The following is a 14,998-nucleotide window of genomic DNA, read 5'->3' as shown; positions in this document are numbered from 1 at the left end:
AATAGGTGCTGGTGATATCTGTTTCGTTCAGGTTTCCATCAGTTCAGGATAATTTGGTATGTCGACCGACCGCACCGGCCTTGAAAATATTGTTCAGGAAGGTTCTGCTTTTGAGATCATTCAGCGTCGCCTGAAAGAGCAGGGCGGGCAGCTTCGGGAGCAGGTGACCGGGCTGAATCAGGCCCGCGAAGAGATTTTCGGCAGTGCCGGCATGAATGTGCTTGGGCGCGCCCGGGTAAGAACCGAAAATAATGCCATAGCTCGTGATGTGGTGCGCCTTGGCGATAAGCTTCTGTTTGGCTTTAACCTGCAGCTGGGGTTGCGTAAAACCCTGGAAATAGACGATGTCTTTTGCCTGTATCACCTGAACGACGGTGACGATGGCTTTGAAATGACCGAAGCTGCTATTGAGGGCTCCTTCCTGAAGGACGCCCGGTTTGCCACCGACTTCCGGGAGCTGCAGCAATACTACAACACCGCTACCTTGTCTCAGTTGGTCATCCTCAAAGGTATGCTGCTGATGGCGTTTCGCATCGGCGACAAGCTGGATGACCTGCGGATTTTCCGCTGGGAACTGACACCGGGCGGCGATGTTAGCCGCTATATCGACAATCGGGGGGAGCGGGATCTTGCTTTTCCTGAACGTTTCAGCTTTCCCTGGAAAAGCGTTGGTCGTGATTTGCAGGTTCAGGGTCGTTCTCCGCACCTGAACATTGCCGACACCCTGTTTGTGGATAACCTGCGGGGGAATATTACCTTCAAGGTAGAAAACAATACTGCCACCGGGGAGGGCATTTATGCAGACCCGGTAGAATCGGATTCCCAGTCTCTGGACGACGCCACTTTTGAATACGCGGATCTGGGCGAGATTCTTCTGGTCCGGATTCTGCCCTTCAATGAAAAACTGTGGCGTTATTACCTGTTCAACCGTACTCAGAGGAAAATTGAGCGGGTTGATAGCATGGCGGGTTCCGTGGTTTCGCTGCCGGATAATCACGGCCTGATCTTCCCGTCCGGCTACTACCTCACCACCGGTGAGCTGAAAACCTTCCAGATTCCGGAAGGAGACTTCCGCCTCAAGCGATTATTGCGCTCACCTAACGGTGAGGATGTGCTGTATGTGTTTTTCGAGCAGCTCACCGGGCAGGTCATTCTGTTTCGCTACAACCTGATCCGTAAACAAGCCGATGTGCCGTTGGTCGGCCATGGATATGCGCTCTTTGAAAACGGTCATCTGGTTATTTTTAATGCCGCTAGCGAGCCGGCTCTGGTGCACCCTTTGCAGGTTTGGGAAACACCGTTTACTTCGGAGAGCTTCCACGCAGAGGCCAGTGTTGCCAATGATTCCGAACTGGCCCGTATAGGTAACCCGGATTTGGTACGCGGCATTGCCGAACTGAACACGGTGATTACTCTGGTGGAAGCCAGGAGCGCGAGTGAACGACATTTTACGGCACTAATCCGCACCGTAGACCGTGTTCTCGACCAGTTTTACTGGCTTACCGCGAGGCAGGATGAAGCGCTGGTTGCTGGTCTGCATGAGCAGCTGAGCACTATTCGCAATACCGCCGAACTGGTGCTGGACGAATACGAAAAGGTTCAGAGCATCCGGGCCCAGACAGAAGCTGCTATCAGTGAAGTGGCAGATGTTCAGAGTGCCTTGATGCGGGATCTGAAGCCGGATAGCTGGAAAGCGCCAGACCAGTTTGTGGGTTATCTGGCCCGGCTGCGGGAGCACCGGGGTCGGGTGCGGACGCTGAGCGATCGCCGCTACGCAGACAAAGACCGCATAGACGCCTTGGAAAAAGAACTGGCGGAGGCTGAAGAGCGGCTTACGGATCGAACGTTCCGCTTTCTGGCTTCGCCCGAGGCTTTAGAGGGCTACCGCAATACCCTGGCAGAATTGCAAGCCGCGCTGGCTGAAGCCGGGAGCCGGGATTCCCTGGGAAAAATTGTGGATCGCTACCGGGAGCTGACCGCCGGTCTGGATATGATTCAGGGCATGCTGGCCTCCATGGCGGGTGATGATGCTGCGCAGGAAACGGCCATCACCGATAACATTTCGGGGATATACGCCAGTATCAATCAGCAGCGTTCAGAAGCAGAAATCCGTCTTAGAGAGCAGGGCAGTGCCGAAGCGCGGGCTCAGTTTGCCGCCCGAATCCGTTTGTTCGAACAAAGTCTGGCTAATGGTGTCAGCGCGCTTTCAGATGTCCGGGAATGTGATGGCTTGATGACTCGTATGCTTGATCAGCTGCAAGAACTGGAAAGTCAGTTTGGCGAGTACGATGAGTTTCTTGCTGCAGTTCTGGAGCAGCGTGAAAATGCACATGAAAGTATCGAGGCCCGGCGCCAGCAGTTGCAGGATCAACAGCAACGCCGGGTGACGACTTTGACGGATGCGGCCGAACGGATCCTGAAAAACGTCAATCGCCGAACGGAACGTTTTACCAGCCCGGAAGAGTTGCACGCTTTCTTTGCCTCCGATGCCATGGTGGCACGTCTGCGCAGTATGGCAAAAGAGCTGCGGGAACTGGGTGCGGCCATGGAAGCTGATGACTGTCTGGGCCAGTTGAAAGCCGCTCAGGACACAGCTCTGCGCAGTGTGCGGGACAAGGCTGATATCTTTGAAGATGGCGGCGCAGTCATTCGTCTCGGCAAGCATAAATTCAGCGTAAACCAGCAGGAGCTGGACCTTACCCTGATTCCCCGGGACGACCACGTACTGCTGCACCTGACCGGCACCCAGTACTACGAACGGCTGGATGAGCCGGAGCTGGATCGTCTTCGGGGCTACTGGAACATGAGCCAGCCGTCTGAGTCTGACAAGGTTTGCAGGGCCGAGTATCTGGCTGCACTGGTGATTGAGGAATTCCGGAAGACGCCCGATTTGCCGGTAAATATCGCTGATATTGAGGAGCTTACCGGTTATATTCGGACTTTTGCCTCGCCCCGCTACCGTGAAGGCTATGAAAAAGGCATCCATGATCACGATGCTGCATTGATTGTCAGCACACTTTGGCCCGCCATTCAAAATGCCGGGTTGTTGCGCTTCAGCCCGAGTGCCCGTGCGCTGGCTATGCTGTTCTGGGCAGAGTTGAGTCAACGGCAGGTTTCTGCACAGCAGCTGCGTTCCCGCTGTCTGTCCGCCGGCATACTCAGCCGCATGATGCAGTCCAATGAGTTGCTGCACGCTCTCGAGCAGGAGCTGGGGCCAAAGCTGTCAGAGTTTGTTGAGGCTCGGGGGCTCAGGTTAACCGAAAAAGGCAGTGCTGAACGCACTCTGCTGAAATCCGCAGCCCAGTATCTGGTTCTGCAATTGGCAGAAGAGGCAGAAGCCTTTGAAATCACCCGCTATGCCGGTGAACTGGCCGAAGGCTTTACCGAAGCCCTGAAGCGGGATAACCAGTTTGCCCAGTACCAGAATGCTCTTGGTGTGGTGGCGGATCAGCCCGCTGCGCGCTGGAGTATCACCAGCCATTGGCTGAAAGCCTGGATGGGCAAGACCGGGCATCAACACCTGCTGCACTACCTGCCGGAAGTTGTGGCTGTACTCAATGCTGAAAAAGCGATCTCTACTACTGTGCGCAGTGTGGAACTGGCGTTTGAGGTTGAAGGTTTGCTGGGCCAGCATGTCAGCATCAACGAGCGTTCCCTGAGTCTGCAGCTGGATGAGTTTGATGAACGTCTGCGCTATCACCGGCAGGAAATCATTCCTGGCTGGCAGCAGTTGCAGGAAGTCCGTCATAAGGTCCTGGAAAAGTGGCGCGATCAGCTGCGTCTTGAAGAATACCGTCCCCGGCCGTTGTCATCTTTTGTGCGCAACAAACTGATCAGCGAAAGCTATCTTCCTGTCATTGGTGACAATCTGGCGAAACAGATGGGCACTGCAGGTGAGGACCGCCGCACCGACCAGTCCGGCCTGCTGATGATGATCTCGCCGCCTGGTTACGGTAAAACCACCTTGATGGAGTATGTGGCCAACCGCCTGGGCCTGATCTTTATGAAGATCAACTGCCCGAGTTTAGGCCATGATGTCACCTCTCTGGACCCCGAGAAGGCACCCCATTCCACCGCCGAAGCGGAGCTGGTCAAGCTCAACCTTGCTCTGGAAATGGGCAATAACGTGATGCTGTATCTGGATGATATCCAGCATACCCATCCTGAATTCCTGCAGAAATTTATTTCCCTGTGCGACGGCACCCGGCGTATTGAAGGCGTATGGCGGGGCCGTACCAGTACTTATGATATGCGTGGCAAGCGGTTCTGCGTGGTGATGGCCGGTAATCCCTATACCGAAAGCGGCGAAATATTCAAAGTGCCGGACATGCTGGCAAACCGGGCGGACATATACAACCTGGGGGATGTGCTGTCGGGTATGGAGCATGCCTTTGAGCTGTCCTACATAGAGAATAGCCTGAGCGCCAACCGGGTGTTGGCACCCCTGGCAACCCGGGGCATGGCGGACTTCTATCGATTTGCGGATCTGGCTGCAGGCAGAACTGTGGCGGATTCGGATTTCGAGCACGACTACAGTGCCGCCGAACGGGATGAGGTTGTTTCCCTGCTGAAGAAGATGATGCGGGTGCGGGAAACCGTACTGAGAGTGAATCAGGCGTACATCGCCTCCAGTGCCCAGGCTGATGCCTATCGTACTGAGCCTGCCTTCAAGTTGCAGGGCAGTTACCGGAACATGAACAAGCTTGCGGAAAAGCTGTCGCCGGTCATGACTGATAAAGAACTGGAAGCCCTGATTGACGATCACTATCAGGGGGAGTCCCAGCTGTTGACTCAGGGCGCGGAAGAGAATCTGCTTAAACTCAAGCAAATGCGCGGCACCTTGACCGAAGCTGAAGCTGCCCGTTGGCAGGCTATCTGTGAAGAGTACCGCCGTCGCCAGCAGGCGGGGGGTGATGAAGAAACCGGCGTTAAAGTCGTTCGCCAGCTCGGTCTGATCGTTGAGCAGATGCAGCAGTTAGTTGCTGGCCAGATTAGCCAGAAAGGCTCGGGGCCAGATCTTGATAAAGCTATTGGTGAGCTGTCCGTTTCCCTGAAATCCGGTCTGACTGAGGGTCTGCAGTCTGTACAGCTGTCCCCGGAGGTTACGGTAAATCTGGATAGTCCCCCTCAGGTAGGCGAAGCTCTCAAGGCTTTTACCCGAATTTTCGAGGAATCCATTGTTCCATTGTTGAAGCTCATGGATGGCAAGCTGGGTCTGGATCTGAAAACCCAACGCGAAATGAGCCGTGTTTTAAAAGTTACCAGAGAGTTGCAGGACAGGCTGGTGGCTCTGGATTCAACGACGAAGGGCACCAGGTAATAGATATAAACCGGGTAATTAGTGCGGCATTTGAGCCAGGTTGTGTATAGGGGGCCTCTGGCTCACCCCGGCCTTTAATGCGGGCAGCCTTCACCAAAGGTACACTGTGTGATCGCATGCCAGTCGGAGTTTTCGGTGGCATACCAAATGACGCTGGCTGCGCTCTTTAGCGTTGCTGGCTGCCAGGCCTGGGGCTCTCTATGGATGACGATCAGAAACCAAGCTTACAATGCAGCCCCGAATCCGGGAAAACACGTGCTGACCTTTCCACGCCTATCTACGGGCTTTTCATTCTGGGAGTGCTGTACACCCTGTATCTCGCCCATCAGATAATTCTGCCGATGGTGCTGGCGCTGCTGACTAGCTTGCTGTTGTCGCCTCTGGCTTCGCGCATGTGCTCTGGCCTGCATATTCCCAGAGTCGTCAGTTCGCTGATTCTGGTGGTGTTGCTACTTGTTTCTATCGCGGGTGTCGCTATGGCGGTTGCTACACCGGCAATGGAGTGGGCAGGCAAAGCTCCGGAGGGTATTTCCCGATTGCTGGTTGGCGAGAGTGAGCTTAAGCGTCAGATCAGCAGGGTGACTGAATCCGCCCAGAAAGTGGAGGAGTCCGTCAGTGGCCTCTCTGATGGAGGTGGTGAAGATACTGGCCAGGAGCCAACCACCGTTGTTCTGCAGACCGAGTCCTGGCGAGCCCAGTTAATGAGCAAAGTCCGGGATGGTCTGGCGGGTCTTGCTCTTGCTATGGCACTTACCTATTTCCTGCTGGTCAGCGGCGACAGACTGGTGCGTAACTTTGTCAGGCAGTTACCGAGAGGTCATCGCCGGACCGTGCTTCGGATTACCAGAGATTCCCAGCACCAGATTGCTCAGTATCTCGGGGTTCTGGGTATCAGCAACACCTCTGTGGGGGTGGCGACGGGGCTTATGGCCTGGGCAGTCGGGTTGCCCGATCCTGCCGTCTGGGGGCTGGTTGCCGGTCTGGCGCGTTTTATCCCCTATCTGGGGGTTATTCTTACTATTCTTTTGCTTGCCATTGTCTCTGCGGTAAGCCTGGACACTTTGTGGATGATGGCGATTGCGCCATTGGGTTATCTTGCCCTGACTACAATGGTGGGTTTCTTTATCGAACCCTGGATCCACGGTTTTCGCATGGCAATTAACCCCGTCATTATATTTGTTTCCATCTTTTTCTGGGGCTGGCTATGGGGACCTGTGGGTGTAGTGCTTGCGGTGCCACTGATGACCGTTATTCAGGTTGTTCTGAAGCAGATCCCCAGGCTGCGACCTGTCTATAAAGTGATTGCCCGTTAGTCTGGCTTTTAATAGATAGAATAACTGATTCAGGCACAGCTCCCTGACACTTGTGTGAATGTCTCCTATCCTGATGGGATGGTTTACATTCTGCAGTCAGGGAGGTTCATTTCCTCATGATCCCGAACACCATGAAAGCCATGCTCCTTACAGGTCATGGCGATGTTGACAGGCTTGTATATAAAGAGGTGTCTACACCATCTCCGGCGCCCGGTGAGGTTTTGGTCCAGGTAACCGCTACCGCCAAGAATAATACTGACCGAAAGGCCAGGGAAGGGCTGTATCCCACTCAAAAGGGCGAAACCACCTCGTTTCAGATGGGGGGGCAGCCCACTCTCATTTTTCCCCGCATTCAGGGCGCTGACATTGTCGGGCGCGTTGTGGCCGTGGGCGCTGGTGTCGATAGTGGTCGTGTGGGGGAGCGAGGTCTGCTGGATTTCAATATTTACGCCAGCGACCGCAGGGATATCAATCTCACTCCTGACTATTATGGCCATGGAGCCGATGGCGGTTATGCCGAGTTCGTTGCTGTTCCCGCAGATCAGTTTCATGCTGTGCCGGGTGAGGCGCTGGATGATGCCCAGTTGGCGGCGATGGGGATGTGCTCATACCAGACGGCTATGCATATGCTCACGTCGGCCCGTGTAAAAGCCGGGGAGCGTGTTCTCGTTACTGGCGCAAGCGGCGGTGTGGGCACTGCGTTGATCCAGCTTTGCCGCATTTTGGGCGCTACCCCTTACGCACTGAGTACATCAGATAAAACCGAAGCTCTCCAGACGCTGGGTGCAGAGACCGTGCTTGATCGTTCTGATATGGACAGTTTTGTAGAGCGAGTTAAGGCAGCGACTGGCGGCAAGCCCTTTGATGCGGTTATGGATCTGGTGGGTGGTGATATGACCGATAGATTCATTGACGCCATGATCTTTGATATGAATTCCCGGGAGACATACCCGCGCCTTAGCATTGCTGGTGCCAGCGGCGGAAACATCAGTGAAATCCTGTGGACGCGGATTTATCTGTATCAGGTGCAGATATTCGGTGTCTCACATGGTACCCGGGAGGAAGCAGAGCAGCTGGTGGAGTGGATTCGCGGCGGGCAGCTCAGGCCGGTGCTTCACGGTGCTTTCCGGCTTTCGCAGCTGCATCAGGCGGAGCGCTACTTTATGAATCGCGGCAGTGATTATCTCGGCAAGATTGTCATAGTTCCGGATTCTCAATGGGAAAAGCACGGAGCCTCCTGGTCTCTGGAGAAGAGTATATGAAGCAGGAATTGACTATTCAGCTTATGGACACCCACGCAGGTGGTGATGTCAGCCGCATTGTGACCGGTGGTATCGAATCACTGCCCGGCGGCAGTGTGCGTGCGCAAATGGAATACCTGCGTGATGATGCAGACGGCCTGAGAAAGCTGTTGCTGGAAGAGCCGTACGGAATCCCGGAAATGTCAGTGGACCTGCTGGTGCCGCCATCCGATCCCCGTGCCGCAGCCGGGTACATCATCATGGAAGTCATGGGATACCCGATTTATTCGGGCTCCAATACCATCTGTACTGCGACGGCAGTACTTGAATTAGGGATAGTGCCCAAAAAGGAGGGTCGGCAGAGCTTCCTCCTGGAATCTCCGGCGGGTCTGGTCGGTATTGAGGCTCTGGTTAAAAACGGAGTAGTTGAAGCAATTACCTGCGAGGGTCTGCCGAGCTACATACACACCCATCGAGCGACAATCGAAGTGCCGTCTCTTGGCACCGTTACCTACAGCGTGGCATACAGCGGCGGGTTCTATGCGCTGGTAGAAGCAAAATCTCTTGGGTTCAGCCTTACTCTCGACGAAGAGCGAGATCTGGCACGCGCTGCCCACGCTATTGTCGAAGCGATTCAGGCGGAGCGTGGTTTTTCCCACTATACGCTTGGTGATGTCGGCCCTTTGCCATTCCTGCATTTCATGGGGCCTGTTGAGCAGATAGCCGAACATTATTACCGCTCCCGTTCTGCAACTTATGTGCATCCGGGAGTGATTTGCCGGAGCACGACCGGAACCGGTACTTCAGCCCGCCTTGCCCTGATGAATTTTGAAGGGCTTATCCGCCCGGGCGACCGGCTTGAAACTGTGTCGCTCCGGGAAACAGGTTTCATTGGAGAGTTTTCGGGTGCAGAGCAGGAAGGTGATTATCAGGTTGTGAAAAACAACATCACCGGGAAGAGCTACGTTATTGCCCGTTCGGACATTGTGGTGAATTGTGAGGATTCACTTGTGGACTGTGACGGGCTTCATCATATCCTCAGTAATCGCACTTCTTTATGAGTCCCATTTTGCCAAAGTTTACCTTTACGTAAAGTGAAAGCTGTGATAAATCTTCATCTATGCATTCAATGATAAAAATAGCAGGAGTTGATCATGAGCCTTCCGGAATACGCAGACGTCTATAACAACTTCGATCCCGCCGCTCTCGAGGCGGACATTCTGGACGGAAGTCTGGATGGTGGGTTGAATGTCTGCCATGAGATTTGTGACAAGTGGGCGACCGACCCGAAGAAAGTCGCCCTTTACTACGAAAAAGATGGCGGCGGTGATGGCGTACTCACCTTTGCCGAGTTGAAAGAGCAATCCGCGCGATTTGCCAACTACCTGACATCGCTGGGAATTGGTAAAGGCGACAGGGTTGCGGGTCTGCTGCCCAGAGGTCCCGAACTGCTCATTGTTATCGCTGGCGCTCTGCGTGCCGGTGCGGTTTATCAGCCCCTGTTTACTGCATTTGGTTCCGGTGCTATTGAATACCGCCTCGAGCGCGCAGGGACAAAACTGGTCGTTACAGATCCGGTGAACTACCCCAAGCTCACAGATGTAAAAGATTGTCCGCCAGTTCTTTGTGTTGATGCTGAAAAAACCGGGGCAGCTATCCCGGATTTCCGGAGTACTCTGGACGGCCAGAGTGCTGATTTTGAGCCTGTCATGATCAAGGGCACCGATCCGTTCCTGCAGATGTTCACCTCAGGTACCGTCGGCAAGTCAAAAGGTGTTGCCGTGCCGGCGCGTGCATTGATGGCTTTCTATGTATACATGAAGTACGCCATCGACCTGCGTGATGACGATACTTTCTGGAACGTTGCTGATCCTGGCTGGGCATACGGCCTTTATTATGCGGTGGTGGGTCCGCTGTTGATGGGGCACGCGACCCACTTCAATCCGGGCGCGTTTACGCCCGAATCTACCTACGACATGATCCGCAAGTACAAGATTACCAATCTTGCGGCAGCGCCCACTGCCTACCGCCTGCTTAAAGCCAATGATCACGTACTTCCGGAAGGCGAAAACCTCGGGCTTCGCGTTGCCAGCAGTGCCGGCGAGCCCCTGAACCCGGAAGTGGTTAACTGGATCAGGAACCGTCATTTCTGCCCGGTTATGGATCACTACGGGCAGACAGAAACCGGTATGACCTGCTGCAACTTCCACGCCCTTGCGCATCCTGTTCGCCAGGGCTCCATGGGCTACTCATCACCAGGTCACAGGGTTGTTGCCCTTAACGAAAAAAATGAGGAAGTGGGTGAGGGTGAGGTCGGGCAGATTGCTGTAGATGTCGAAGCATCGCCGCTGTTTCATTTTGACGGCTACACCTGGGGAGAAAAAGACCCGTTCGTGAAAGGCTATTACCTTACTGGTGATATGGCGATCTGCCATGGTGACGGTAGTTTCTCATTCAGCGGTCGTGATGACGATATTATCACCACTGCCGGTTACCGGGTTGGTCCTGCCGATGTGGAAAGTACACTGCTGGAGCACGCTGCTGTGGCAGAGTCCGGAGTCGTTGCCAAGCCGGATGAAAAGCGTGGCTCCATCATTAAAGCCTATGTTGTCATTAAAGGGGATCAGCAGCCGGCGGATGATCAGACTTTGCGGGATGAACTGCAGGAACTGGTACGCCGGCGCCTTTCTACGCATGCATTTCCTCGGGAAATTGAATTCGTGGAAGAGCTTCCGAAAACGCCCAGTGGCAAGATTCAGCGTTTTGTGTTGCGTAACCGTGCCCAGGAGGAACCTGGTTCATGAAAATTACTTTTGAGGAGCTGGACAGCTTCCTTAAGGAGCAGTTTCCCCAGGGTGCCGCCTATGGCAGCCTGAGGAAGCTGGGTGATGGTTGGGCCGAAATGAGCCTGGATGTGGATGACGGGCACCTCAGGCCGGGCGGGACCGTATCTGGGCCGGCAATGATGGGGCTTGCAGACGTAGCCCTTTACGCTGCGCTGTTAAGCAAAATCGGGCTGGTGCCACTGGCGGTTACCACAAACCTGAATATTAACTTTCTGCGCAAGCCTGCCGCTCATAAGCCCCTCTGGGCGAAAGCGACCATGCTTAAAGTTGGGCGCACCATGGGGGTTGGCGAAGTTTTTGTCTACTCCGAGGGGGGAGAAGAGGAGCCTGTAGCGCATTCCACGATGACATATTCGATACCGCCAAAAAAACATGAGAATTAGATTGACGTTTACGTATACGTCAATCTAATCTGTAGGATAAGTACAAACGTACAACAATAACAAAAGGTAGATTGGCTCATGAGTGACCAGTACGTGCTGGAGACCCGGAACCTTGTTAAAGAGTTCAAGGGCTTTGTAGCGGTTGACGACGTGAATCTTCAGATTCAGAAAGGCCATATACATGCTCTGATCGGTCCCAACGGTGCAGGTAAAACCACAGTGTTCAACCTGCTCACTAAATTCCTCATCCCGACACGCGGACAGATTCTCTTCAAAGGCGAAGATATTACGCCTCTTAAATCCGCGGCCATTGCCCGTAAAGGTATGGTTCGTTCATTTCAGATTTCCGCTGTCTTTCCCCATATGACGGCACTGGAAAATATTCGTGTGGCGCTGCAGAGCTTTGAAGGCAGTTCGTTCAGCTTCTGGAAATCCGGCACATCTCTGAACAGGCTTAACGGTCGTGCCATGGAGCTTCTGGAATCTGTGGGTCTGACTGAATTTGCGAATACCACCACTGTCGAGCTGGCCTATGGCCGTAAACGGGCTCTTGAGCTGGCGACGACCCTGGCCATGGAGCCGGAAATTCTGCTGCTCGATGAGCCTACCCAGGGCATGGGCACGGAAGACGTTGATCGCGTTGTGGAGCTGGTGCGCAAGGCGGCTGAAGGCCGGACTGTTCTGATGGTTGAACACAACCTGAGTGTGGTGTCGAAACTGTGCGACCGTATAACGGTGCTGGCTCAGGGTTCCGTACTTACGGAAGGCGACTATGAAGCCGTTTCTGCCGACCCCCGCGTCCGCGAGGTTTATATGGGAACCGGTTCCAGTGGTGAACGCGGAGCTTCAACCGAAACTGAATCGGAGGCTGCGCAATGAACCAGAATGCGGCAAAGGAGTACGAGCAGCTACGCATTTCCGGGCTGCATGCGTTTTACGGTGAATCCCATATTCTGCATGGTATTGAAATGGTCGTTAACCGGGGCGAGCTGGTTACGCTTCTCGGCCGTAACGGTGCCGGGAGAAGCACCACGCTCAAGGCAATCATGAATATGGTTGGCCGTCGCACCGGCTCCATCATGATTAACGGGGAAGAGACCATGTCTTGTGCCCCGCACAATATTGCAAGGCTGGGTGTCGGGTATTGCCCTGAGCATCGTGGCATTTTTGCGTCTCTCAGTGTTCAGGAAAACCTCACTTTACCGCCAGTAGTGCGCAGCGGAGGTATGAGCCTGGAAGAGATTTACAGCATGTTCCCTAACCTCTACGAACGTCGTTTCAGCCAGGGCACCAAACTCTCAGGTGGAGAGCAGCAGATGCTGGCGCTGGCGCGCATCCTTCGTACCGGAGCCAATATGCTGTTGCTGGACGAAATTACAGAGGGGCTTGCGCCGGTTATTGTTGAAAAACTGGGCGAGGTCCTGGTGGCCCTTAAAAACAAAGGGCTTACCATCATTCTGGTAGAGCAGAATTTCCACTTTGCAGCGCCATTGGCCGACCGACACTACGTGGTAGAGCATGGACAGATAGTGGAAGAGGTCAGTGCCGGCGAGCTGCATGCGAAGCAGTCAGTACTGGATGGCTATTTGGGTGTCTGAGCCCTGATAGGCGTACGTGTAAAGTAAAACAAGAGCAATAAAAAACCGAACCAACGCAAAACAGTAGCGGAGATACAATAATGACAATGATGAAAAAGCTTCTGACTTCAGCTGTTGCATCAGCCTTGATGGTGGGTGGCGCCCAAGCGGAAATATCCAATAACACGGTCAAGATTGGCTACCTGGCCGATATGTCCGGCACCTATCGTGACCTGGCTGGCCCCAATGGCCTCAAGGCTCTGGAAATGGCAGTGGCCGATGTTGGTGGAACGGTCAACGGAGCAAAAATTGAAATCGTCACGGCCGATGACCGTAACAGCCCGGATGTGGCTTCCAGCACTGTGCGGCGCTGGCTGGAAAACGATAACGTCGATATGGTAGCTGGCCTTGTTGCATCCTCTGTAACTATCGCAGCAACCAAAGTCATTGAAGAACATAACAAGTTTGCTTTGGTTAACGGCTCTGCCGCATCAAGTATTACCAACGAGCACTGTACTCCGAACCATATTCACTATACTTACGACACCTATCCACTCTCTGTCGGTACCCCTACTGCGATAGTCAAGGAAGGCGGTAAAACCTGGTACGTCCTGACGGCTGATTATGCGTTCGGGCACTCACTGGAGGCAGACGTAACCCGCATGGTTGAGTCCAATGGCGGGGAAATCATCGGCAGCATCCGCCATCCGTTCCCGACTCCGGACTTCTCCTCATTTATTCTGCAGGCGCAGGCTTCCGGTGCAGATGTTGTCGCTTTGGCAAACGCCGGTGCAGACACCACAAACGCCATTACAACAGCTGCGGAATTCGGATTGACACAATCAGGCCAGACGCTGGCGGCATTGCTGCTGTTCCTGAGTGATGTCCATGCTCTGGGCGCTGAAACTGCTCAGGGTATCCAGCTGACTACTGGCTGGTACTGGGATATGAACGATGAGGCCCGTGAATGGGCTGACCGTTTCATGGAAGAAACCGGTGCAAGACCAACCATGGTTCACGCGGGTATCTACTCCAGTGCGGTTCAGTATCTGAATGCTATTAAAGCGACGGGCTCTGATGATTCCCAGGTTGTGCGTAAACAGATGATGGATACGCCTATCAACGACATGTTCACCAAAAATGGCCGTGTTCGTGAAGATGGCCGTATGGTGCACGACATGTTCCTGGCGCAGGTCAAAACCCCGGAAGAATCCACCGGCGAATGGGATCTTTACAAAATCCTGCGCACCATTCCGGCTGATGAGGCGTTTCGTCCGCTTTCAGACAGCAAGTGCAAGCTGGTCACCAGTAAATAAAGTGTAGGCAAATGAGCTCTCCGGCGTTTGCCGGGGGGCTCAAGGCACTACTCAAGGCATTACGCAAAAATAAAAATTGATTCAACGTCTGTGCTGCTTCTGGAGTTAGCAACATGTCCATGATTTTCGGCGTGCCCATGGCGGTGCTGTCTGGCCAGCTTCTGATCGGGATTATCAACGGCGCCTTCTACGCGCTTTTGAGCCTTGGCCTGGCCGTTATTTTCGGTCTTCTTAAAATTATCAACTTTGCCCATGGCGCCATGTATATGCTGGGTGCCATGGCCACGGTCATTCTGTTCGACACATTGGGTGTGAACTACTGGGTGGCGCTTTTCCTGGCACCCTTGCTGGTTGGCATTGTCGGGGTGCTTGTCGAGTATTTTCTGCTCCGCCGTATTGCCGGGCAGGACCATATTTACAGCCTGCTCCTGACTTTCGGTGTCGCGCTGATCATGCAGGGCATTCTCACCAACATTTATGGTGTATCAGGCCTGCGCTATGCAATGCCTGATATGTTCAAAGGCGGCGTAAACCTCGGGTTTATGTTCATGCCTTACTACCGGGCCTGGGTAATTGTGGCTGCCCTTGTTGTGTGCTTTGGCACCTGGTTCATGATTGAGAAAACCAAGTTGGGCGCTTACCTGCGTGCAGGTACGGAAGATTCCCAGCTCATGCAGGGCTTTGGTATCAACGTGCCTTTACTTGTAAGCCTGACATACGGGTTTGGCGTCATGCTGGCTGCGTTTGCGGGGGTGCTCGCTGCACCCATCTACTCGGTAACCCCGGTAATGGGATCGCACATACTCATCGTGGTCTTTGCTGTGGTAGTTATCGGAGGCATGGGTTCCATAGGTGGCGCCATTATTACCGGTATTCTGATGGGTATTGTGGAAGGTCTTACAAAGACGTTCTACCCGCCAGCGTCCTCTGCTGTAATCTTCCTGGTCATGGTGATCGTGCTGATGATCCGGCCCAATGGCCTGTTTGGTAAGGAGGCATAAC

At 54.0% G+C, this 14,998-nt stretch carries 10 protein-coding genes; all 10 read left to right on the top strand.

Features of this window, described 5'->3' with window-relative positions:
- The first annotated feature begins 58 nt into the window (after positions 1 to 58).
- The 10 genes from CPA50_RS14550 (at position 59) to CPA50_RS14505 (ending at position 14,997) form a co-directional block, all read left to right on the top strand.
- Complete coding sequence (locus CPA50_RS14550) at positions 59 to 5,320, top strand: DNA repair ATPase (protein WP_096783256.1); 5,262 nt, start codon at positions 59 to 61, stop codon at positions 5,318 to 5,320.
- A 200-nt stretch (positions 5,321 to 5,520) separates the two neighbouring features.
- The gene (locus tag CPA50_RS14545; RefSeq protein ID WP_096783255.1) at positions 5,521 to 6,633 is read left to right on the top strand and encodes an AI-2E family transporter; all 1,113 of its coding nucleotides are present in this window, start codon (positions 5,521 to 5,523) and stop codon (positions 6,631 to 6,633) included.
- Between the two features lie 116 nt (positions 6,634 to 6,749).
- Positions 6,750 to 7,895: a zinc-binding dehydrogenase gene (locus CPA50_RS14540; protein WP_096783254.1), complete on the top strand. Its 1,146-nt coding sequence runs from the start codon at positions 6,750 to 6,752 to the stop codon at positions 7,893 to 7,895.
- Entirely contained in the window at positions 7,892 to 8,935 is a 1,044-nt protein-coding gene (locus CPA50_RS14535) for a proline racemase family protein (protein ID WP_096783253.1), read from the top strand. Before CPA50_RS14540 ends, CPA50_RS14535 begins: the two co-directional genes overlap by 4 nt.
- 93 nt (positions 8,936 to 9,028) lie before the next feature.
- Positions 9,029 to 10,678 carry an AMP-binding protein gene (locus CPA50_RS14530; RefSeq protein WP_096783252.1) on the top strand — a complete coding sequence of 550 codons (1,650 nt, stop codon included), beginning with the start codon at positions 9,029 to 9,031 and terminating at the stop codon, positions 10,676 to 10,678.
- Entirely contained in the window at positions 10,675 to 11,103 is a 429-nt protein-coding gene (locus CPA50_RS14525; protein ID WP_096783251.1) for a PaaI family thioesterase, read from the top strand. The genes CPA50_RS14530 and CPA50_RS14525 overlap by 4 nt, the downstream gene beginning before the upstream one ends.
- Positions 11,104 to 11,181: 78 nt before the next feature.
- A complete protein-coding gene (locus CPA50_RS14520; RefSeq protein WP_096783250.1) occupies positions 11,182 to 11,982 on the top strand; it encodes an ABC transporter ATP-binding protein in 801 nt (266 codons plus the stop codon).
- Complete coding sequence (locus tag CPA50_RS14515; RefSeq protein WP_096783249.1) at positions 11,979 to 12,701, top strand: ABC transporter ATP-binding protein; 723 nt, start codon at positions 11,979 to 11,981, stop codon at positions 12,699 to 12,701. Before CPA50_RS14520 ends, CPA50_RS14515 begins: the two co-directional genes overlap by 4 nt.
- A gap of 80 nt (positions 12,702 to 12,781) precedes the next feature.
- Entirely contained in the window at positions 12,782 to 13,996 is a 1,215-nt protein-coding gene (locus tag CPA50_RS14510) for an ABC transporter substrate-binding protein (protein ID WP_096783248.1), read from the top strand.
- Positions 13,997 to 14,109: 113 nt separating this feature from the next.
- The gene (locus CPA50_RS14505) at positions 14,110 to 14,997 is read left to right on the top strand and encodes a branched-chain amino acid ABC transporter permease (RefSeq protein ID WP_096783247.1); all 888 of its coding nucleotides are present in this window, start codon (positions 14,110 to 14,112) and stop codon (positions 14,995 to 14,997) included.
- Position 14,998: the final 1 nt, after the last annotated feature.

Source organism: Marinobacter sp. ANT_B65, from assembly GCF_002407605.1.
In the GTDB taxonomy this organism is placed as follows: domain Bacteria; phylum Pseudomonadota; class Gammaproteobacteria; order Pseudomonadales; family Oleiphilaceae; genus Marinobacter.
The sequence above is the reverse complement of the archived record's forward strand: the minus strand, read 5'-3'. Positions and strand labels throughout refer to the sequence as shown.